Source organism: Nioella sp. MMSF_3534, from assembly GCF_030732985.1.
In the GTDB taxonomy this organism is placed as follows: Bacteria; Pseudomonadota; Alphaproteobacteria; order Rhodobacterales; family Rhodobacteraceae; genus Nioella.
Genome location: NZ_JASHJX010000060.1, coordinates 1 through 18,699, shown reverse-complemented (window position 1 = coordinate 18,699; position 18,699 = coordinate 1). Strand labels below are relative to the sequence as shown.

At 61.4% G+C, this 18,699-nt stretch carries 28 protein-coding genes and 1 riboswitch; of the genes, 7 read left to right on the top strand and 21 right to left on the bottom strand.

All coding sequences use genetic code 11. The annotated features are described in order from the left end of the window. Positions 1-227: 227 nt before the first annotated feature. Positions 228-731, top strand: a complete 504-nt coding sequence (locus RBB16_RS18640) for a histidine phosphatase family protein (RefSeq protein ID WP_306047560.1) — start codon at positions 228-230, stop codon at positions 729-731. Here the strand turns inward: RBB16_RS18640 and yciA are convergent. Then, complete coding sequence (gene yciA, locus RBB16_RS18635; protein WP_306047559.1) at positions 728-1,123, bottom strand: acyl-CoA thioester hydrolase YciA; 396 nt, start codon at positions 1,121-1,123, stop codon at positions 728-730. The two genes, RBB16_RS18640 and yciA, sit on opposite strands and share 4 nt — an antisense overlap. A gap of 118 nt (positions 1,124-1,241) precedes the next feature. Here yciA and RBB16_RS18630 point away from each other — a divergent pair, with 118 nt between their 5' ends. After that, entirely contained in the window at positions 1,242-1,766 is a 525-nt protein-coding gene (locus RBB16_RS18630; protein WP_071688935.1) for a DUF4329 domain-containing protein, read from the top strand. Positions 1,767-1,803: 37 nt separating this feature from the next. Here the strand turns inward: RBB16_RS18630 and gcvP are convergent, their stop codons facing one another. The 3 genes from gcvP to gcvT are packed head-to-tail and all read right to left on the bottom strand — an operon-like array spanning position 1,804 to position 6,148. Next, the gene (gcvP, locus tag RBB16_RS18625; protein ID WP_306047558.1) at positions 1,804-4,653 is read right to left on the bottom strand and encodes an aminomethyl-transferring glycine dehydrogenase; all 2,850 of its coding nucleotides are present in this window, start codon (positions 4,651-4,653) and stop codon (positions 1,804-1,806) included. A gap of 12 nt (positions 4,654-4,665) precedes the next feature. Beyond that, entirely contained in the window at positions 4,666-5,025 is a 360-nt protein-coding gene (gcvH, locus tag RBB16_RS18620) for a glycine cleavage system protein GcvH (RefSeq protein ID WP_306047557.1), read from the bottom strand. A 22-nt stretch (positions 5,026-5,047) separates the two neighbouring features. Further along, on the bottom strand, positions 5,048-6,148 hold the full coding sequence (gene gcvT / locus RBB16_RS18615; protein WP_306047556.1) for a glycine cleavage system aminomethyltransferase GcvT: 1,101 nt from the start codon (positions 6,146-6,148) through the stop codon (positions 5,048-5,050). A 144-nt stretch (positions 6,149-6,292) separates the two neighbouring features. Further along, positions 6,293-6,382, bottom strand: a riboswitch (glycine riboswitch). Positions 6,383-6,455: 73 nt separating this feature from the next. Here gcvT and RBB16_RS18610 point away from each other — a divergent pair. After that, positions 6,456-7,022, top strand: coding sequence for a gamma-glutamylcyclotransferase family protein (locus RBB16_RS18610; protein ID WP_306047555.1), 567 nt, complete (start codon positions 6,456-6,458; stop codon positions 7,020-7,022). A 65-nt stretch (positions 7,023-7,087) separates the two neighbouring features. After that, positions 7,088-7,711: a sulfotransferase family protein gene (locus tag RBB16_RS18605; protein WP_306047554.1), complete on the top strand. Its 624-nt coding sequence runs from the start codon at positions 7,088-7,090 to the stop codon at positions 7,709-7,711. Between the two features lie 82 nt (positions 7,712-7,793). Here RBB16_RS18605 and RBB16_RS18600 read toward each other — a convergent pair whose 3' ends face one another. The 12 genes from RBB16_RS18600 to rpmC form a co-directional block, all read right to left on the bottom strand. Then, on the bottom strand, positions 7,794-8,429 hold the full coding sequence (locus RBB16_RS18600; protein WP_306047553.1) for a hypothetical protein: 636 nt from the start codon (positions 8,427-8,429) through the stop codon (positions 7,794-7,796). 457 nt (positions 8,430-8,886) lie between these two features. Beyond that, positions 8,887-9,075: a 50S ribosomal protein L30 gene (rpmD, locus tag RBB16_RS18595; RefSeq protein WP_071688940.1), complete on the bottom strand. Its 189-nt coding sequence runs from the start codon at positions 9,073-9,075 to the stop codon at positions 8,887-8,889. A gap of 12 nt (positions 9,076-9,087) precedes the next feature. After that, the gene (rpsE, locus tag RBB16_RS18590; protein ID WP_071688941.1) at positions 9,088-9,660 is read right to left on the bottom strand and encodes a 30S ribosomal protein S5; all 573 of its coding nucleotides are present in this window, start codon (positions 9,658-9,660) and stop codon (positions 9,088-9,090) included. Between the two features lie 120 nt (positions 9,661-9,780). Next, positions 9,781-10,140, bottom strand: coding sequence for a 50S ribosomal protein L18 (gene rplR / locus RBB16_RS18585; protein WP_071688942.1), 360 nt, complete (start codon positions 10,138-10,140; stop codon positions 9,781-9,783). Positions 10,141-10,151: 11 nt separating this feature from the next. After that, on the bottom strand, positions 10,152-10,685 hold the full coding sequence (rplF, locus tag RBB16_RS18580) for a 50S ribosomal protein L6 (protein WP_071688943.1): 534 nt from the start codon (positions 10,683-10,685) through the stop codon (positions 10,152-10,154). Positions 10,686-10,697: 12 nt separating this feature from the next. Beyond that, on the bottom strand, positions 10,698-11,090 hold the full coding sequence (gene rpsH / locus RBB16_RS18575) for a 30S ribosomal protein S8 (RefSeq protein ID WP_071688975.1): 393 nt from the start codon (positions 11,088-11,090) through the stop codon (positions 10,698-10,700). 15 nt (positions 11,091-11,105) lie between these two features. Then, positions 11,106-11,411 carry a 30S ribosomal protein S14 gene (gene rpsN, locus RBB16_RS18570; protein ID WP_071688944.1) on the bottom strand — a complete coding sequence of 102 codons (306 nt, stop codon included), beginning with the start codon at positions 11,409-11,411 and terminating at the stop codon, positions 11,106-11,108. Between the two features lie 21 nt (positions 11,412-11,432). Further along, the gene (rplE, locus tag RBB16_RS18565) at positions 11,433-11,996 is read right to left on the bottom strand and encodes a 50S ribosomal protein L5 (protein ID WP_071688945.1); all 564 of its coding nucleotides are present in this window, start codon (positions 11,994-11,996) and stop codon (positions 11,433-11,435) included. Next, positions 11,989-12,300, bottom strand: coding sequence for a 50S ribosomal protein L24 (gene rplX, locus RBB16_RS18560; RefSeq protein WP_306047552.1), 312 nt, complete (start codon positions 12,298-12,300; stop codon positions 11,989-11,991). The genes rplE and rplX overlap by 8 nt, the downstream gene beginning before the upstream one ends. Position 12,301: 1 nt before the next feature. Continuing rightward, complete coding sequence (rplN, locus tag RBB16_RS18555; RefSeq protein ID WP_007427594.1) at positions 12,302-12,670, bottom strand: 50S ribosomal protein L14; 369 nt, start codon at positions 12,668-12,670, stop codon at positions 12,302-12,304. 74 nt (positions 12,671-12,744) lie between these two features. Next, positions 12,745-12,975, bottom strand: a complete 231-nt coding sequence (gene rpsQ / locus RBB16_RS18550) for a 30S ribosomal protein S17 (RefSeq protein ID WP_071688947.1) — start codon at positions 12,973-12,975, stop codon at positions 12,745-12,747. A gap of 14 nt (positions 12,976-12,989) precedes the next feature. After that, positions 12,990-13,196: a 50S ribosomal protein L29 gene (rpmC, locus tag RBB16_RS18545; RefSeq protein ID WP_071688948.1), complete on the bottom strand. Its 207-nt coding sequence runs from the start codon at positions 13,194-13,196 to the stop codon at positions 12,990-12,992. Between the two features lie 225 nt (positions 13,197-13,421). Between rpmC and RBB16_RS18540 the strand changes: the two genes are divergently transcribed. Beyond that, positions 13,422-14,042 carry a 2OG-Fe(II) oxygenase family protein gene (locus tag RBB16_RS18540; protein WP_306047551.1) on the top strand — a complete coding sequence of 207 codons (621 nt, stop codon included), beginning with the start codon at positions 13,422-13,424 and terminating at the stop codon, positions 14,040-14,042. A 157-nt stretch (positions 14,043-14,199) separates the two neighbouring features. Beyond that, the gene (locus tag RBB16_RS18535; protein ID WP_306047550.1) at positions 14,200-14,985 is read left to right on the top strand and encodes a TIGR00266 family protein; all 786 of its coding nucleotides are present in this window, start codon (positions 14,200-14,202) and stop codon (positions 14,983-14,985) included. A gap of 190 nt (positions 14,986-15,175) precedes the next feature. Here RBB16_RS18535 and rplP read toward each other — a convergent pair whose 3' ends face one another. From rplP to rplB, 5 genes are read right to left on the bottom strand one after another with little or no spacing between them, the layout of a single operon-like run. Next, entirely contained in the window at positions 15,176-15,589 is a 414-nt protein-coding gene (gene rplP, locus RBB16_RS18530; RefSeq protein ID WP_071688951.1) for a 50S ribosomal protein L16, read from the bottom strand. A 13-nt stretch (positions 15,590-15,602) separates the two neighbouring features. Beyond that, positions 15,603-16,325, bottom strand: a complete 723-nt coding sequence (rpsC, locus tag RBB16_RS18525) for a 30S ribosomal protein S3 (protein WP_306047549.1) — start codon at positions 16,323-16,325, stop codon at positions 15,603-15,605. After that, complete coding sequence (gene rplV, locus RBB16_RS18520; protein ID WP_071688953.1) at positions 16,325-16,705, bottom strand: 50S ribosomal protein L22; 381 nt, start codon at positions 16,703-16,705, stop codon at positions 16,325-16,327. Before rplV ends, rpsC begins: the two co-directional genes overlap by 1 nt. Positions 16,706-16,708: 3 nt before the next feature. Continuing rightward, entirely contained in the window at positions 16,709-16,987 is a 279-nt protein-coding gene (gene rpsS, locus RBB16_RS18515) for a 30S ribosomal protein S19 (protein WP_071688954.1), read from the bottom strand. Positions 16,988-16,990: 3 nt separating this feature from the next. Continuing rightward, positions 16,991-17,833, bottom strand: a complete 843-nt coding sequence (gene rplB / locus RBB16_RS18510; protein WP_306047548.1) for a 50S ribosomal protein L2 — start codon at positions 17,831-17,833, stop codon at positions 16,991-16,993. Positions 17,834-18,228: 395 nt separating this feature from the next. Between rplB and RBB16_RS18505 the strand changes: the two genes are divergently transcribed. Next, on the top strand, positions 18,229-18,474 hold the full coding sequence (locus RBB16_RS18505) for a hypothetical protein (RefSeq protein WP_306047547.1): 246 nt from the start codon (positions 18,229-18,231) through the stop codon (positions 18,472-18,474). The last annotated feature ends 225 nt before the right edge of the window (positions 18,475-18,699 follow it).

The following is an 18,699-nucleotide window of genomic DNA, read 5'->3' as shown; positions in this document are numbered from 1 at the left end:
GCCCCTCCCACCGGACCAATGGCCAAAAGGGCACGAAGCGCCCCACGGGGTTTCGCTTCACCGATTGGGCGATGATCTGAGCAGTCCCTGCCTGTTGTTGACTGTACCCCCGGAAGATCCCCGTCTTCCGGGGGTTTTTCCGTCAAGATGCCTGAAAACGAAGCGGCATTTTGAAAGCTTTCCCATCCATGCTACCTTCGATCCCCAATACGAAACGGGGGAAAGATATGCTTGCAATCAGCAGACGTGGTTTATTGTTCACCGCACTCGGAGCGGCGGCGGCTTGCTCTCCACTGTCGCGCGTCACAGGTCATAGTCTGGCGCCGAACAGCCGTCTGATCATCTACAGACATGCCGATCGGGTCGACGAGAACCTCACACCGCAGGGGATCGCCCGCGCAGCAGCCTTCGCCGATGCCCTGGAGAGCGTGGAAATTGACGCAATCTACAGCCCCGGCATTCAGCGCAACCTTGATACGGCCGAGCCCCTGGCGCGTGCCAAAGGCCTTGAAATCACGCGTGTTTCCGTGGATCAGATCGCCCGGCGCATTGCCCGACTGTCTGCGGGACGAAGCGTCGTCTGGGTCGGCAATAGTGGCAATCTGCGCGACATCTGGGAAACGCTAGACCTGGAAGGGCCACCGCCCGTGGAATATGGCGACCTGTTTATCGTCACGACCGATGCATCGGGCGCGGTGCAGATCGACCGTCGGCGGGTCGAGATCCCCTAGGTCTCGGACGCGGGCACCGGCCTTGGCCTGCCCTCTTCGTCAATGGCAACGAAGGTAAAGAGCGCCTCGGTCACCTTTTCGCGTTCACCAACCGCGCCGCGTTTGACCCATGCTTCGACCTCGATCCCCATCGAGGTGCGACCCACTCGCCCGATCCGAGTGTAGACGCTCAGCACATCGCCCACGGCAACGGGGCGGATGAACTTCATTGCATCGACGGCCACCGTGGTGCAGCGCCCGCGTGCGCGTTCGCGGGCGAGGATACCGCAGGCGATATCCATCTGGCTCAGCACCCATCCGCCGAAGATATCGCCATTGCCGTTCATGTCGGCGGGCATCGCCACCGTGCGCAGGGTCAGATCGCCCTTGGGCTCTGTTCTCTGGTCGTTCATCTCGCCTGCCTTTCCTAAGCCATTGCCAGAGTGGCACCGCAGCCGGGGACAAACAAGGCTGGCATCACGCCCCGGCTGCCCCTATCTTTTCATGAGATTGAGAGAATTGGAGTTCCCCATGCGCCTCATTTCCGCGCTTCTGGCCCTCGCCCTGACCGTCCCCGCCGCACAGGCGCAAAGCGTCGAGGAGACAGAGCTGGTCCATGCCCTTCTGCGCAACATGAACCCCCAGTCGATCACCCATAACCGCGAGGTCTGCGGCTATATCGTGCGCACACCCTCGGGGCAGCTGGATGTCAGCAAGGTCAGTTGGGGGGGCGAAGCGTCTTGCGGGATGATCCCGGTCGAGCCGGGATTTCAGATCATTTCGTCCTGGCACACCCATGCGGCCTGGGCACCCGGTTATGACGGCGAGGTTCCCTCAACCATCGACGTCGAGGGCGACATGGCCCGTGGCGTGAATGGCTGGGTGGCGACCCCCGGCGGGCGGCTGTGGTTCATCAACGGCCAGACCGGGTTCATGTATCAGGTCTGCGGGCGGGGTTGTCTGCCGTCCGATCCCGGTTTCTACCCGGAAGAACACGGGCCGGTGGAAAAGCAATACACGCTGGCGCAACTGCGCCGCCGCTTCAACGCCCGCTAACGAAAAAGGCGCCGGGGATGCCGGCGCCTTCCTTGGTTCACTCTGCCGCGTCCAGATACTCCTCCAGCGGCGGGCAGGTGCAGATCAGATGCCGGTCGCCATAGGCATTGTCCACCCGACCCACTGGCGGCCAGTACTTGTCCACCCGGAAGCTGCCCGGAGGGAAACAGCCCTGTTCACGGCTATAGGGCCGGTCCCAGTCCCCGATCAGCGCATTCACCGTGTGCGGCGCGTGCTTGAGCGGGTTGTTCTCCGCATCCATCTCGCCCTTCTCGATGGCTGCGATTTCATCGCGGATCGAGAGCATGGCGGTGATGAAGCGGTCCAGTTCCGCCTTGGTTTCCGACTCCGTCGGCTCGACCATCAGCGTGCCCGCCACCGGCCAGCTCATCGTCGGCGCGTGGAAGCCGTTGTCGATCAGCCGCTTGGCAATGTCGTCGACGGTCACATGGGCGCTGTCCGCGAAGGGACGGGTGTCGAGGATGCATTCATGTGCAACCCGGCCCGCATGCCCCTTGAACAGCACGTCATAGGCCCCTTCCAGCCGCTTGGCGATGTAGTTGGCGTTGAGGATCGCCACCTTCGTCGCCTGTGTCAGCCCCTCGCCGCCCATCATCAGGATATAGGCCCAGGAGATCGGCAGGATCGAGGCAGACCCGAGCGGAGCCGCCGAAACCGGCCCTTGTTCCCCCCCGGTTTCCGGGTGGCCCGGCAGATGCGGGGCCAGATGCGCCTTGACGCCGATGGGGCCCATGCCGGGGCCGCCGCCGCCATGCGGAATGCAGAAGGTCTTGTGCAGGTTCAGGTGGCTGACATCCCCGCCGATATCGCCGGGACGCACCAGACCCACCATGGCGTTCATGTTGGCCCCGTCGATATAGACCTGGCCGCCATGGTCATGGGTGATCTGGCACACCTCGCGCACCGTTTCCTCGAACACGCCGTGGGTCGAGGGGTAGGTGATCATGCAGGCCGCCAGCTTGTCGCCCGCCGCTTCCGCTTTTGCGCGGAAATCCTCCACGTCGATATCGCCGTTTTCTGCCGACTTCACCACCACGACCTTCATGTCGCACATATGCGCCGAGGCCGGGTTGGTGCCGTGGGCAGACACGGGGATCAGGCAGATGTTGCGATCTCCCTGACCGTTCGCGCGGTGATAGGCCTGAATGGTCAGCAGTCCCGCATATTCCCCTTGCGCGCCCGAGTTGGGCTGCAGGCTCATCGCGTCATAGCCGGTGATCTGGCAGAGCTGCGCCGACAAGTCCTTGGCCAGTTCCGCATAGCCCTCAGCCTGGTCTGCCGGGGCAAAGGGGTGCATGTTGGAAAACTCGGGCCAGGTGATCGGCATCATTTCGGCCGCGGCGTTGAGCTTCATGGTGCATGACCCGAGCGGGATCATCGCGCGATCCAGCGCCAGGTCCCGGTCCGCCAGACGGCGCATATAGCGCATCATCTCGGTTTCTGCCCGGTTGAGGTGGAAGATCGGGTGAGTCAGATAGTCCGACTGGCGCAGCAGAGCGTCCGGGATGCGGTATTCCGCTGTCAGACCCGCCTTTCGGTCATGGATACCGAAGGCACGCCACAGACGTTCGACGGTTTCGGGCCGCGTGGTTTCGTCCAGCGAAATCCCGATCCGGGTGTTGCCGATCTTGCGGACATTGATCCGCTCCCGCCGGGCGGCGTCGATGATCGCGCCCTGCAGCGGGCCTACATCCACGGTGATCGTGTCGAAGAACGCCTCTGGCTCGACCTTGAAGCCCTTCTCCTCCAGCCCGCGCGCCACGCGCACGGCCTTGCGATGCACGCGCTGTGCGATGGCCTTCAACCCCTCCGGCCCGTGGAACACGGCGTAGAAGCTGGCCATATTGGCCAAAAGCGCCTGCGCGGTGCAGACATTCGACGTGGCTTTCTCGCGCCGGATATGCTGTTCGCGGGTTTGCAGCGACAGGCGGTAGGCGGGGTTGCCCTGCGCGTCGATGGATACACCGACAATCCGGCCCGGCATGTTGCGCTTACAGGCGTCCTTGCAGGCCATGTAGGCCGCCGAGGGGCCACCAAAGCCCATGGGTACGCCAAAGCGCTGCGTGGAGCCTACAGCGATATCCGCGCCCATGGCACCCGGTTCCTTCAGCACGGTCAGCGCCAGCGGGTCGGCGATGACGATGCCGATGGCCTTGGCCTCGTGCAGGCGGGCAATCTCGTCGGTGAAGTCGCGCACATGGCCATAGGTGCCCGGATACTGGAACACCGCGCCAAACACGGCCTGAGGGTCCAGATCGTTCGGGCAACCCACGATGATCTCGATGCCCAAAGGCGCGGCGCGGGTCTGCATCACGGCGATGTTCTGCGGGTGGCAGTTTTCATCGACGAAGAAACCGGTGGCCTTCGACTTGGACACGCGCTGCGCCATGGTCATCGCCTCGGCCGCCGCCGTCGCCTCATCCAGCAGGGACGCGTTGGCGATATCCAGACCGGTCAGGTCCGTCACCATGGTCTGGTAATTCAGCAGCGCCTCAAGCCGGCCCTGGCTGATTTCCGGCTGGTAGGGCGTATAGGCCGTGTACCATGCCGGGTTTTCCAGAATGTTACGCTGGATCGCGGGCGGGCAGACGGTGCCGTAAAAGCCCTGCCCGATCATGGTGGAGAAGACCTTGTTCTTCTTGGCCACCTGCCGCATGTGGTAAAGCAACTGCCGTTCCGACATTGGCTTGCCGAAATCGAGCGGCTTGTCCTGACGCAGGCTGGCCGGAACGGTCTGTTCGATCAGCTCATCCAGATCCTTCACCCCCAGCACCTCGAACATCTCCGCCATTTCCGAGGGCGAAGGGCCGATGTGGCGGCGGTTGGCGAAGTCGTAGGGTTTGTAATCCGTGGGGGTGAAGGCCATCTGGGTCTCTCCTCAGTCGATCATCTCTTTATAGGCGTCTTCGTCCATGTACTCGTCCATCTGCGAGAGGTCGGTCGCCTTGATCTTGAAGAACCACGCCTCGCCCATGGGGTCGTCATTGACCATGCCGGGGTTGTCGGCGAGCGCGTCGTTCACTTCCACGATCTCACCATCGAGCGGTGCCATGATGTCAGAGGCCGCCTTGACGGATTCGATCACCACGATGTCATCATCCTTGGCCACCTGGGTGCCGGCCTCGGGCAGTTCGACAAACACCACGTCGCCAAGGGCGGTGGCGGCATGTTCGGTGATGCCCACGGTGACAACATCGCCATCGGCGCGCAGCCATTCATGTTCTTCGGTGAATTTCATTGGGTCTCTCCCTTTCGTTGGATCAGCGTTTGTAATCGGGTTTATGGAACGGCAAGTCGGTCTGGATGGCAGGCAGGCGCTTGCCGCGAACCTCGCCGTAAAGCGTAATGTCCGCGGGGACGGCGCTGACAATAATCCCCATGGCAATCGGCGCACCGACCGAGGGGCCGAAGCCGCCGGAGGTGATCACACCGATCTGGTTGCCGCCCTCGGCCGCATCAAAGAGCGGCACGCCACCGCGCATCGGCGCGCGGCCCTCGGGGCGCAGGCCCACGCGGCGGCGCGCTGCACCATTCTGCATTTCGTTCAGGATACGGTCCGCACCGGGGAAGCCGCCCTCTCGGTCGCCACCTGCGCGGCGCACCTTGTTCACGGCCCAGGTCATCCCGGCCTCGATGGGGGAAATCTCCTCGGTCAGGTCATTGCCATAAAGCGGCATCCCCGCCTCCATTCGCAGGCTGTCGCGGGCGCCGAGGCCAATGGGCATGACTTCATCCATTTCCAGCAGGGCGGAGGCGAAACCTTCGGCGGCATCAGCCGGGACCGAGATCTCGAACCCGTCCTCGCCGGTATAACCCGAGCGGGAAATCCACAGCTCCACCCCGTTCCACGCCACCTGCGCCACGTCCATGAACTTCATGTCCGCAACAGACGGCACCATCCGCGCCAGTGCGGTTTCCGCCAGCGGCCCTTGCAGCGCCAGCAGCGCGCGGTCGGTCACTTCCTGAACACCGTCTATGGCGGCGCGCATATGGGCGATGTCATGTTCCTTGCGCGAGGCGTTGACGACAAGGAACAGATCCCCCGCCCGCCGCGCGATCATGAGGTCATCCAGCACCCCGCCCGCGTCGTTGGTGAAAAGGCCATAGCGCTGGCGGCCTTCTTTCAGGCCGATCACATCGACCGGAACCAGAGCCTCCAACGCCGCATCCGCCGACAAGGGCAGCAGAACCTGACCCATATGGCTGACGTCAAACAGACCCGCCTTTTCGCGTGTGTGCTGATGTTCCGCCATGACCCCGGCGGCAAACTGCACCGGCATTTCATAGCCCGCGAACGGCACCATCTTGGCGCCCTGCGCCTCGTGCAGCGCCTTCAGCGGCAAGTGTTTCAGATCGCTCATGCGGCCTCCCCTTTTCATCGACCGGGGCTGGCCCGGCATCGCTAAAACATGCGTAATCCGCACGTCACGATGCCCCCTCTGTCCTTTCGCCTGAGATCGTTATCCCTTCGGCGGACGCAACACGCGCCTCTCTCCAGAGTTTCGATGTTCGAGCAGGTCCTGGCGCCTGAGAGTTTACCGGGGCGGTTGCTCCTTCGGCACCGGTACGGAACCGGATTCTCCCTGCTTGAACGAGGGGCAGAATACCGATCTTTTTGATTCCGGCAAGCCCTTGCATGCAACCGCATACGCGGGCATTTCTTACCTCATGTCAGACCCGTTCTTTTTTGGCTACGGCAGCCTTGTGAACCGATCCACCCACACTTATCCCCGCGCCGCCAAGGCGACGGTGACCGGGTGGGCGCGTGAATGGAAAAAATCCAAGCTTCGACGGGTGGCCTTCCTGACGGCGGTGGAGGCGCATGGCGAGGAAATCGACGGGCTGATCGCCGCCGTGCCGGGGGCCGATTGGGTGGCGCTGGATGAACGCGAACGCGCCTATCACCGGTTACCGGTTCTGGAGATCCGACACAGCCACCCGCCCCTGCCCGATATCCAGATCTATCGCGCGAGCGCGGATCATATAGAAGAAACCGGCGACCATGTCCTGCTGCAGAGCTATCTGGATGTGGTGGTGCAGGGCTATCTGCGGGAATTTGGCGTCGAGGGGGCGGACCGCTTCTTCGCCACCACCCATGGTTGGGACATGCCCATCTGCCGGGACCGGGAGGACCCCGTCTATCCCCGGCATCAGCGGCTGACCGATGAGGAACGCGGTTTCGTCGATAGCCGGCTGGCGCGGCTTGGGGTGAGTTTTACCGACAAACGTCCCTGAGCAGCCTTTCGATTTTCCTTAGCAATGCGCCCGAACCCCGCTAGGCTTGGCGAAAAGGGGGGCAAATGGCGTTACAGATCATCGGGGCCGGGTTTGGCCGAACTGGGACGGAATCTCTGAAGCGCGCATTGGAGATTTTGGGCTTCGGCCCGTGTCACCATATGCATGAGGTCATGGCACGACCCGGGTTGAACCAGCAGTGGCGGGCCATTGCGGCGGGCGCGGAGCCCGATTGGGCGACGGTTTTCAGCGGCTACCAATCCACGGTCGATTGGCCCTCGACGCATTACTGGGACGTGCTGGCGGATCACTACCCGGAGGCCAAGATCATCCTGTCCGTTCGGGATGCAGATAGCTGGTTCAACAGCATGCAGAACACCATTCTGCCGGTATTGCGCGATAGCACCGACCGGGAAAGCTTCGGCTGCGTCGTGATCCGCGACAAGGTCTTCTCAGGCAGGCTGGACGACCGGGACCATATCATTGGCGTCTACGAGGATCACGTTGCGCAGGTGAAGGCCAGGATCCCGCCCGAGCGCCTGCTGACCTATGAGCTTGGCAGCGGATGGGAGCCGCTTTGCACGTTTCTGGGCTGCGACGTGCCATCCGAGCCCTACCCGTCCGGCAACCGGCCCGAACAGTTTCACGAGAAGATCGCAGAGGCTGACGCCGCAAAGGCTGTGCAATAGAAAACGCCCCGGCCTGTCGACCGGGGCGCTTCATCGAAATCGGGGTATCAAGAGGTCAAAAATGCCAACCTGCAAGAGTTGTCTACTGAGCGGCGTGCCCTTCGAAATTCTTTTTTCTCCAAGCGTATGACATCGCAAAGACCGCCCGGTACATCATGTACATGGACGTAGCGGAGGGCGCACGAGATCTAAGGAAGAAGCAAATGTCATTGATAAAGGCCTCAGAGAATATCTCTTCCTCCGACAGTTGTGTACAGGTCAAAAAGTCCTCAAACTCTGCAAGATTTGGGCGGCCTTGTTCTGCCTCAAGTAGCATGTGGCGAGCGAGCTCGAAGGAGAGTAATTCACTTGGGTATAGCTCTACCACGTCCCTTTGAAACGGAGATTTTTCTACGAAGTCGTAGGTGAGCTTTGGGCTCAAAGAACGGATGGGCTTGGTCCGATTGACAGCAGAAGTGAGCGCGCCCGCCTTCTTTAACTGGCTAGGCACCGATGAAGCCAATCCACTAGTGGCTCTTGATCGCTGCATGGGGTTTATTTCCCGTGCACATCTTTGCACTTCGGCTACCCAGAATGCATGCGCATCCAGAAGTGATGCATCACTCCATTCGACAGTAAAATTGTACTTCGAAAAGTACTCTTTGCCAACGGCCTTGAGGGCTGCACAAAAGCTCTCCGCGTCTGGAAACGGATGCAAAATTTCTTCCACTCGTGTCAATACCCAGCTCCCTTCCTGCCCCTCAACACAAATAATGCCCGCCAATAGGCGGGCATAATCATTCTTTTTGAGATCGTCTAGTCTACAACGACGGAGCTTCGGAGACTCTCTTGCAAACTCTCTCTATGAAGTCGCTAGGATTGGGGAACTTCCGAACCGCAACATCTGTGTTATCAGAGAACCCTAGGGCTGCGTTGCCGGTTTCCAAACGGCGAGCCAAACCAATCTCCGAGTGGCCCTGTGTTTCCGTACTCATTTCAATCTCCAACAATTCATACCGGAACCTACTCCAGATCATCAGTCATTCAGATCAAAAAAGTCAGATTTCCAGTAGCTATCGCGCTGCACAAGCGTGGTCGTTGCAAAAATACATCAGTTTCCTTTATAGACCACTAATCCGTCGCGAGTCTACCGCTACGGAATTGCACGTCACACGCCGCATACAACACAAGGTAGCTTAGTCGCGCTCTTCGATGATTTCGACCATATGCGGGATCTTGGCGATCATGCCACGGACGGAAGGGGTGTCTTCCAGTTCGCGGGTCTTGTGCATCTTGTTCAGGCCCAGGCCGATCAGCGTCTGGCGCTGGATGGCGGGGCGGCGGATCGGAGAGCCGATCTGCTTGACGACGATGGTTTTTGCCATGGGTGCGTCTCCTTACGAGTCAGCGGCTTCGGCGGTGGCTTCGGCTTCCGGCTTGCGCAGGATGTCGGCCACTTTCTTGCCACGGCGCGCCGCAACCATACGCGGGGAGGACTCGTTGCGGAGACCGTCCAGCGTGGCGCGGATCATGTTGTAGGGGTTCTGGGACCCGGTCGACTTGGCAACCACGTCCTTGACGCCCAGCATCTCGAACACGGCGCGCATCGGACCACCGGCGATGATACCGGTACCTTCCGGTGCGGTGCGCATGGTCACCTTGCCGGCGCCGTGATGGCCCTTGACGTCGTGATGCAGGGTGCGGCCTTCCTTCAGCGGCACACGGATCAGCTGGCGCTTGGCCTGCTCGGTCGCCTTGCGGATCGCCTCGGGCACCTCTTTGGCCTTGCCCTTGCCGAAGCCGACGCGGCCACGCTGGTCGCCCACAACCACGAGGGCGGCGAAGCCAAAGCGCTTACCACCTTTAACGGTTTTGGACACACGGTTGATCGCGACCAGGCGGTCAGCGAATTCCGGGGTTTCTTCGCGCTCTTCGCGGCGGCGGCCGCGGCGCTGTTCACGTTCTGCCATTGATTGGCATCCTCTTTCAGGTGGCGCGCTTTGCGCCGGTTGCGTCGATCGCAGTGGACGGGCGCAATGCCTGTCCCCCGATCATCGAGGCGGCCCCTGACCGGAGCCGCCTGCAAGTGATTAGAACTTCAGACCACCTTCACGCGCGGCGTCGGCCAGAGCCTTCACCTTGCCGTGGAAGAGGAAGCCGCCACGGTCGAAGTAGCATTCTTCGACGCCTTTGGCCTTGGCACGCTCGGCAATTGCCGCGCCCACCTTGGTGGCTGCTTCGACGTTGTTCTTGCCGACCACGCCCAGATCCTTCTCCATAGTGGAGGCGGAGGCCAGGGTGACGCCATTCACGTCGTCGATCAGCTGCACGCTGATGTTCTTGTTCGAACGGTGAACCGACAGGCGCGGACGCCCGTTCGCGGTTTTCCGCAGTTTGTTCCGGACGCGCAGGCGGCGTTTCTGGAACAGGACTTGTTTGCTGTTTGCCATTGTTCGCGCCCTTACTTCTTCTTGCCTTCCTTGCGGAAGATGTACTCATCCTTGTAGCGGATGCCTTTGCCCTTGTAGGGCTCGGGCTTGCGCCATTCGCGGATGTTTGCTGCAACCTGGCCGACCTCTTGCTGGTCGATGCCTTCGACGATGATTTCAGTGGGCTTCGGCGCGGTCACGGTGACCCCGGCGGGAACCTCGAAATTCACGTCATGCGACAGGCCGAGCGACAGTTTCAGGACATTGCCCTGCATCTGCGCGCGGTAACCCACACCCTGGATCTCCAGCTCTTTCTTGAAGCCTTCGGTCACGCCGGTCACCAGATTGGCGACCTGGGTGCGGGACATGCCCCACTGCTGACGGGCCCGCTTGGACTTGCCGCGCGGGGTGACCGACACGGCGTTGTCTTCGACGGAGAGCGTCACATCGTCGGTTGCGGTGAAGCTGCGGGTGCCCTTGGGGCCCTTCACTTCAACGGTCTGGCCGGAGACGGATGCAGTCACACCCGACGGCAGCTCGACCGGTTTCTTACCAATACGAGACATTGCCAAACCTCCTTAGAACACGGTGCAGAGCACTTCGCCGCCAACATTGGCGCCACGTGCAGCTGCATCCGACATCACGCCCTTGGACGTGGAGACGATGGAAACACCCATGCCCTGACGGACCTGCGGGATGTCGTTGACGCTCATGTACACGCGACGGCCGGGCTTGGACACGCGCTTGACTTCGCGGATCACAGGCTCGCCTTCATAGTACTTGAGGCTGATTTCGATGGTGGGATGGCCCTTTGCATCCGTGCCACGTTCGTAGCCGCGGATATAGCCTTCGTCGGCCAGCACATCCAGAACCCATGCGCGCAGCTTCGATGCCGGGGTCGACACGGTCGACTTGCCACGCATCTGGGCGTTGCGGATACGGGTCAGCATATCACCGATAGGATCGTTCATCATGTCAAACCCTCCTTACCAGCTCGACTTGACCATGCCGGGGATCTGGCCGTTCGAGGCCAGGTCACGCAGCTTGATCCGCGACATTTTCAGCTTGCGGTAATACGCCTTGGGGCGGCCGGTCAGCTGGCAACGGTTGTGAAGACGGGTGGCAGAGCTGTTGCGGGGCAGTTTCGCCAGTTTCAGGCGCGCCTTGAACCGCTCTTCCATGGGCCGCTCTTCGTCATTCGCGATTTCCTTCAGCGCGGCGCGCTTGGCGGCATATTGTGCCACCAGACGTTCCCGCTTCAGTTCGCGTTCGATCATTGCTTTCTTAGCCATGTTCTACTTCCTCTCCGCGGCTCAGCTGTTGAACGGCATGTTGAAATGCTTCAACAGCGCCTTGGCTTCCGCGTCGGTCTTCGCGGTGGTGGCGATCACGATATCCATGCCCCAGACCTCATCGACCTTGTCGAAGTTGATCTCGGGGAACACGATATGTTCCTTCATGCCCATGGCGTAGTTGCCACGGCCATCGAAGGATTTGCCCGACACGCCACGGAAGTCGCGGACGCGGGGCATTGCAATCGTGATCAGGCGATCGAGGAATTCGTACATGCGGTCGCCGCGCAGGGTGACCTTGGCGCCGAGCGGCATGCCTTCACGAACCCGGAAACCGGCGATCGACTTGGAGGCCGTGGTGGTCAGAGCTTTCTGGCCAGCGATGGCGGTCAGGTCTTCCTGGGCCGATTTGGCCTTCTTGGAATCGCGAACCGCTTCGGCCCCGCAGCCGATGTTCAGGACGATCTTGTCCAGGCGCGGGATCTGCATGTCGTTCTTGTAGCCGAACTCTTCCTTCATGGCAGCACGGATGCTGTCCTTGTAGGCGGCCTTCAGACGCGGGGTGTAGTTTGCGGAATCAAGCATCGATCACGTCCCCCGTGGTCTTGGCGTAACGGACCTTCTTGTCGCCTTCCATGCGGAAGCCAACGCGGGTCGGTTTGCCGTTTGCGTCGAGCAGAGCGAGGTTCGACAGCTGGATCGGCATCGCCTTGGGAAGGCGGCCGCCCTGGTCGGTCTGGCTCTGACGGGTGTGGCGGATGGCCATGTTGATGCCATCCACAACGGCTTTGCCGGCCTTGGGGTCGACGGAGGCGATGGTGCCTTCCTTGCCCTTGTCCTTGCCAGCGAGCACGACGACCTTGTCGCCGGTTTTCAGCTTAGCAGCCATCTTACAGCACCTCCGGGGCGAGCGAGATGATCTTCATGAAGTTCTTGGCACGCAGTTCGCGCACAACCGGCCCGAAGATACGGGTACCGACCGGCTCACCTGCGTTGTTCAGGATCACGGCGGCGTTGCGGTCAAAGCGGATTGCGGTGCCGTCTTCACGGCGAACTTCCTTGGCGGTGCGCACGACGACGGCCTTGCGGACGTCCCCTTTCTTCACGCGGCCGCGCGGGATGGCTTCCTTCACCGAGACGACAATGATGTCGCCGACGGAGGCGTATTTACGCTTGGAACCACCCAGGACCTTGATGCACTGCACCCGGCGAGCGCCGGAGTTGTCAGCGACATCCAGATTGGTCTGCATCTGGATCATGTGGTTTCTCCCGACCTGTGGGGGCTGGTCTTGTTTGTTCCCCCAGGGTTTCGTTCAATCTGGAACGGGATCGCTTAGTTCGCGATCACTTCCCAGCGTTTCGACTTCGAGATGGGGGCACATTCCTGGATACGGACGGTATCACCCACCTTGAAAGTGTTGTTGGCATCGTGAGCCCGGTACTTCTTGGACTTACGGATGGTTTTCTGCAGCACGGGGTGCTTGAAGCGGCGCTCGACAGACACGGTGACGGTCTGTTCGTTCTTGTCGCTGGTGACGGTGCCGGTAAGGATACGTTTGGGCATCTAAGGGGCTCCTCTTACTCGGCCGACGCAGCAGCGGCTGCTTTTTCGTTCAGGATCGTCATGATGCGGGCAGTGTCGCGGCGGACCTGACGCATGCGCGCGGTGTTTTCCAGCTGGCCGGTGGCCTGCTGAAACCGCAGGTTGAACGATTCTTTCTTCAGATTGACGAGCTCGTCCCGGAGCTGATCCGGGGTCTTGTCACGCAGTTCGGTGGCGTTCATGCGCCTTCTTCCTTCTCTCAAAACACCAGCGAGCCCCGTGTCGGGTCACCCGTGGACCTGGTGGATGAATGACAAACGACGAATCCCCGGGCGAACCCGGGGAAGCGTGCGATGCCGCTCTATAGGGGGGTTGAGACTTGGGGGCAAGGGCTAGATTGAAAAACCTGCACCATAAGGCTGCGATGGCTCTCGCGTGGCGGCGCGCCTTGGGGTAATAGCACGCGCATGCCCAACATCTCCTCCCTCTTCGTGACCCGCCTCTACCGCGCCCGCCTGTCGGAGTTCGCCCCTGAAATCGATCCGCAAGAGCTGGACAATTCCTGCATCGTGATCGCCGAGGATGACGAGGCGGGGCAGGACTGGTGCGAAGCGAACGGCTATCCCGGCTACACCTCCTACGCATCGCTCACTGACCTTCCCTGGCGCTTCCCAATCTTCGCGGACCTAGTAAAGGTGCTCGATCAGCATGTGGCGGCCTTTGCCGAGGATCTGGAGTTCGACCTCGATGGCCGCAAACTGGTGCTGGAGGATCTCTGGATCAACATCCTGCCCGAGGGCGGCATGCATTCCAGCCACCTGCACCCGCATTCGGTCATTTCCGGCACAACCTATGTGGCGATGCCAGACGGGGCCAGCGCATTGAAGCTGGAGGATCCGCGGTCAGGACGGATGATGGCCTCCCCCGCCCGCAGGAAAGGCGCGCGGGAGGAGCTGAAGACATTCATCTACGTCAAACCCGATGTGGGCGACGTGCTGCTATGGGAAAGCTGGCTGCGCCACGAGGTACCGATGAACATGGCCGAAGAGGAACGCATCTCGGTCAGTTTCAACTACAGGTGGGAGTGAGGCCCGGCCCCGTATCGTGATACGGCGGCTGTGGATGAACGGCAGCGGACGCACCGCAGACCCCGGTTCCAGATACAGGACACTTGACGCCCGAAGCCGCGGCGTCAATTCTCTGGCCGGGTAGATTTCATTTCCAACAGTCAAAAGGATATTTCCGATGCAATGCCATGAAGTCGACTACGAGCTCTTTGGTGACGACATGCAGATCGTCGAGGTGGAGCTTGACCCCGGCGAAAAGGTGATCGCCGAAGCGGGCGCGATGAACTACCTTGAGGACGGCATCGATTTCGAAAGCCGCATGGGCGATGGCGCGCGGCCCTCGGGCGGGATCATGAATTCGCTGCTCAATGTCGGCAAACGGGTGCTGACGGGGGAATCCATCTTCCTCACCCATTTCACCAATAACGGTCAGGGCAAGAAGCGCGTGGCCTTCGCGGCCCCCTATCCCGGCAAGATCATCCCGGTCGATATGTCCGAGATCGGTGGCGAGCTGATCTGTCAGAAAGACGCCTTCCTCTGCGCCGCCTTCGGCACCACCACCGGTATTGCCTTCCAGAAGAAACTCGGGGCCGGGTTCTTCGGCGGCGAGGGCTTCATCCTGCAGAAACTGAATGGCGACGGGATGGCCTTCATTCATGTTGGCGGTACGGTGATCAAGCGCGAGCTCGCGGCGGGCGAAACCCTCCGCGTCGATACCGGCTGTCTCGCCGCGATGGATGGCAGCGTCGGCTACGATATCGAGCGTGCCGGGAACCTGAAATCCATGGTGTTCGGCGGCGAAGGGCTGTTCTTGGCGACCCTGAAAGGCCCCGGCACCGTCTGGCTGCAAAGCCTGCCGTTCTCTCGCCTCGCCGATCGGGTCATGCGCGCCGCGATGCCCGGTGGCAGCAAGGGCGAGGGATCGGTTCTCGGTGGCCTCGGGGATATGTTCGGAGACAGATAGGGGAGCGCGGGGAAGCGCCTTCGAAGGCGCTTTGACCCGATTTCGAAATCGGGTGGGAAGGCGGTTCGAACCGCCTTGGCCCCGCTCAGGGTCAAACGGCTCGCCCAAACCGGATCGCAGCAAAAGGAAAACCCCCGCCGATCGCTCGACGGGGGTTTTGATGTCGTAGGGTGGGCAGTTTGCCCACCAATTACCAGTCTTCGCGGACCACGGTGCGGGTCTTGATCGGCAGCTTCATCGCAGCCAGGCGCAGGGCCTCGCGGGCGATCGGCTCGGACACGCCGTCGATCTCGAACATGATCCGGCCGGGCTTGACCTTGCAGGCCCAGTAATCGACCGAACCCTTACCTTTACCCATCCGAACTTCGACGGGCTTCGAGGTCACGGGCAGATCGGGGAAGATCCGGATCCAGACACGACCCTGACGCTTCATGTGACGCGTCATGGCCCGACGGGCGGCTTCGATCTGACGGGCGGTGACCCGCTCGGGTTGCAGCGCCTTCAGGCCGTAGGTGCCGAAGTTCAGGTCAGACCCGCCCTTCGCTTCACCGCGGATGCGGCCCTTGTGCTGTTTGCGGAATTTTGTGCGCTTCGGTTGCAGCATTTTCTTCTACTCCTTAGCGATCACGACGGCCACGGCCACCGCCCTGAGGACGCGGACCGCCACCTTCCTGGGCTTCAGCGGCGCGACGGTCACGAGCCGACGGATCGTGCTCCATGATTTCGCCTTTGAAGATCCAGGTCTTGATGCCGATGATGCCGTAGGGCGTGGACGCCTCGGCATGTGCATAATCGATGTCAGCGCGCAGGGTGTGAAGCGGCACGCGGCCCTCACGGTACCATTCGGTCCGCGCGATCTCGGCGCCACCCAGACGACCGGCAACGTTCACGCGGATGCCCAGGGCACCCATGCGCATGGCATTTTGCACGGCGCGCTTCATGGCACGACGGAAGGACACACGACGTTCCAGCTGCTGCGCGATGGATTCTGCCACCAGGGCAGCGTCCAGCTCGGGCTTGCGGACCTCGACGATGTTGAGGTGCAGTTCCGAAGCGGTCATCGACGCGAGCTTCTTGCGCAGGGTTTCGATATCGGCGCCTTTCTTGCCGATGATCACGCCCGGACGCGCGGTGTGAACGGTGACGCGGCACTTGCGGTGCGGACGCTCGATGATCACACGGGACACGCCCGCCTGCTTGCACTCTTCGTGGATGAACTCACGGATCTTGATGTCCTCCAGCAGGAGGTTCCCGTAGTCCTTGGTATCTGCATACCAGCGGCTGTCCCAGGTGCGGTTCACCTGCAGGCGCATGCCGATCGGATTAACCTTGTGACCCATTAGGCTTGCTCCTCAACTTGACGCACCTTGATGGTGAGTTCCGAAAACGGCTTCACGATCCGGCCAAAGCGGCCACGGCCACGCGGGCGACCGCGCTTCATGACCATGTTCTTGCCGACATAGGCTTCGGCAACGACCAGTTCGTCCACGTCGAGATTGTGGTTATTCTCGGCATTGGCGATTGCGGATTGCAGGCACTTCTTGACGTCCTGCGCGATCCGCTTCTGCGAGAAGGTCAGATCGGCCAGCGCCTTGTCCACGGATTTGCCGCGGATCATCTGTGCAACGAGGTTCAGCTTCTGCGGGCTGGTGCGCAGCATGCGCAGCTTTGCCATCGCCTCGTTATCCGCCACGCGGCGGGGATTCTTATCCTTGCCCATGGCTTACTTCCTCTTCGCTTTCTTGTCGGCCGCGTGACCATAGTAGGTCCGCGTCGGCGAGTATTCACCGAACTTCTGGCCGATCATGTCCTCGGTGACGTTCACCGGGACGTGCTTCTTGCCATTGTAGACGCCGAAGGTAAGGCCCACGAACTGGGGCAGAATGGTGGAACGGCGCGACCAGATCTTGATGACCTCGTTGCGGCCCGACTCGCGGGCTTTTTCGGCCTTCTTGAGGACGTAGGAGTCGACAAAAGGGCCCTTCCAGACGGAACGCGACATCTATCAGCGTCCTTTCTTCTTGGCGTGACGCGAGCGGATGATGAGCTTTTGCGACGCCTTGTTCTTGTTGCGGGTACGAGCCCCTTTGGTCGGCTTGCCCCAGGGGGTCACCGGGTGACGGCCGCCAGAGGTCCGGCCTTCACCACCACCATGGGGGTGATCGACCGGGTTCATCACGACACCACGCACAGAGGGGCGGATGCCCTTGTGGCGGTTGCGACCGGCCTTACCGATGTTCTGGTTCGAGTTGTCCGGGTTCGACACGGCACCAACGGTGGCCATGCACTCCTGACGCACCAAGCGAAGCTCGCCCGAGGACAGGCGGATCTGGGCGTAGCCACCGTCGCGGCCGACGAACTGGGCATAGGTGCCCGCGGCGCGTGCGATCTGGCCACCCTTGCCGGGCTTCAGCTCGATGTTATGGACGATCGTCCCGATCGGCATGCCCGAGAAGGGCATCGCGTTGCCGGGCTTGATGTCGGCCTTGGCCGACGCGATCACCTTGTCGCCAAGTCCCAGACGCTGCGGCGCGAGGATATAGGCCTGCTCGCCGTCTTCGTACTTGACCAGGGCGATGAACGCGGTCCGGTTGGGGTCATATTCGATCCGCTCGACGGTCGCGGTGACGTCGAACTTGTTCCGCTTGAAATCGACGATGCGATAGAGACGCTTTGCCCCACCGCCGCGGCGGCGCATCGTGATCCGTCCGGTGTTGTTCCGGCCGCCCGACTTGGTCAGACCCTCGGTGAGGGACTTGACAGGACGTCCTTTCCACAGCTCCGAACGGTCGATCAGAACCAGCCCACGCTGGCCCGGCGTCGTCGGCTTATACGACTTGAGTGCCATGTTTACTGTCTTCCGTTTTCTGTGCGGGTCCTGCGGCAGTTGCCGCGAAACCCTGATGTTATAGGCCCCCGTAGGTGCCCGTCGTGAGTGTTCCGCCGGGCGGCGCATGCCGCCTCAGAACAAAAGCAGAGCCCCGGACGAATCCGGGGCCTTGCCGATGGGGTCTCTTAGGGGGTTCGGGAGGTGGGGTCAAGCACCGTAGATGACAAATGGAGCGCGCCGCGCGGGACTGCTCAAAAACAAGAGTGAAGCGGGTTTTCAGCCTACGACCAGCCCACTAAGAGGTGCGAGCGAGCAGGTGGAAGGTTGGAAACCCACCCTACACGGCGGTAATTCGCGGTTGTCACAGCCAATCCCCATAAGTACGCTCGCGCGAAAACACGACGGGGGACATTATGAAAAAAGCCATTGCACTCACCGCCTGCGCCGCTCTGCTTGCGGGCTGCTCCAACATCGGCACTGTCAACGGCGTGCCCGTTGGCGACAATGCGATCGTCTCCCGCCAGGGGTCGTCAACCTATTGCGAGGCCAATCCCGCCATCTGCATCATCGGCGGCGCGCTGGCCGTCGGGGTGCTGGGGTATTTGATCAATGAGGCGAATGATGGGGGGAGCACCAGCGGGCCGGATGACCACCTTTGAAAAGAACGCCCCGCTCCGGGTTATAATTCATGGAAGTAAACAAGTGTATGGGCGTCCTTTTTTTCATTGGCTCCCATACTCACGCAGGCCTGTAGGATGGCTTGCCAACCCACCCTACGCGGCGGGAATTCGCGGTTGTCACAGCCATTCCCCATAAGTACGCTCGCGCGAAAACACGACGGGGGACATTATGAAAAAAGCCATTGCACTCACCGCCTGCGCCGC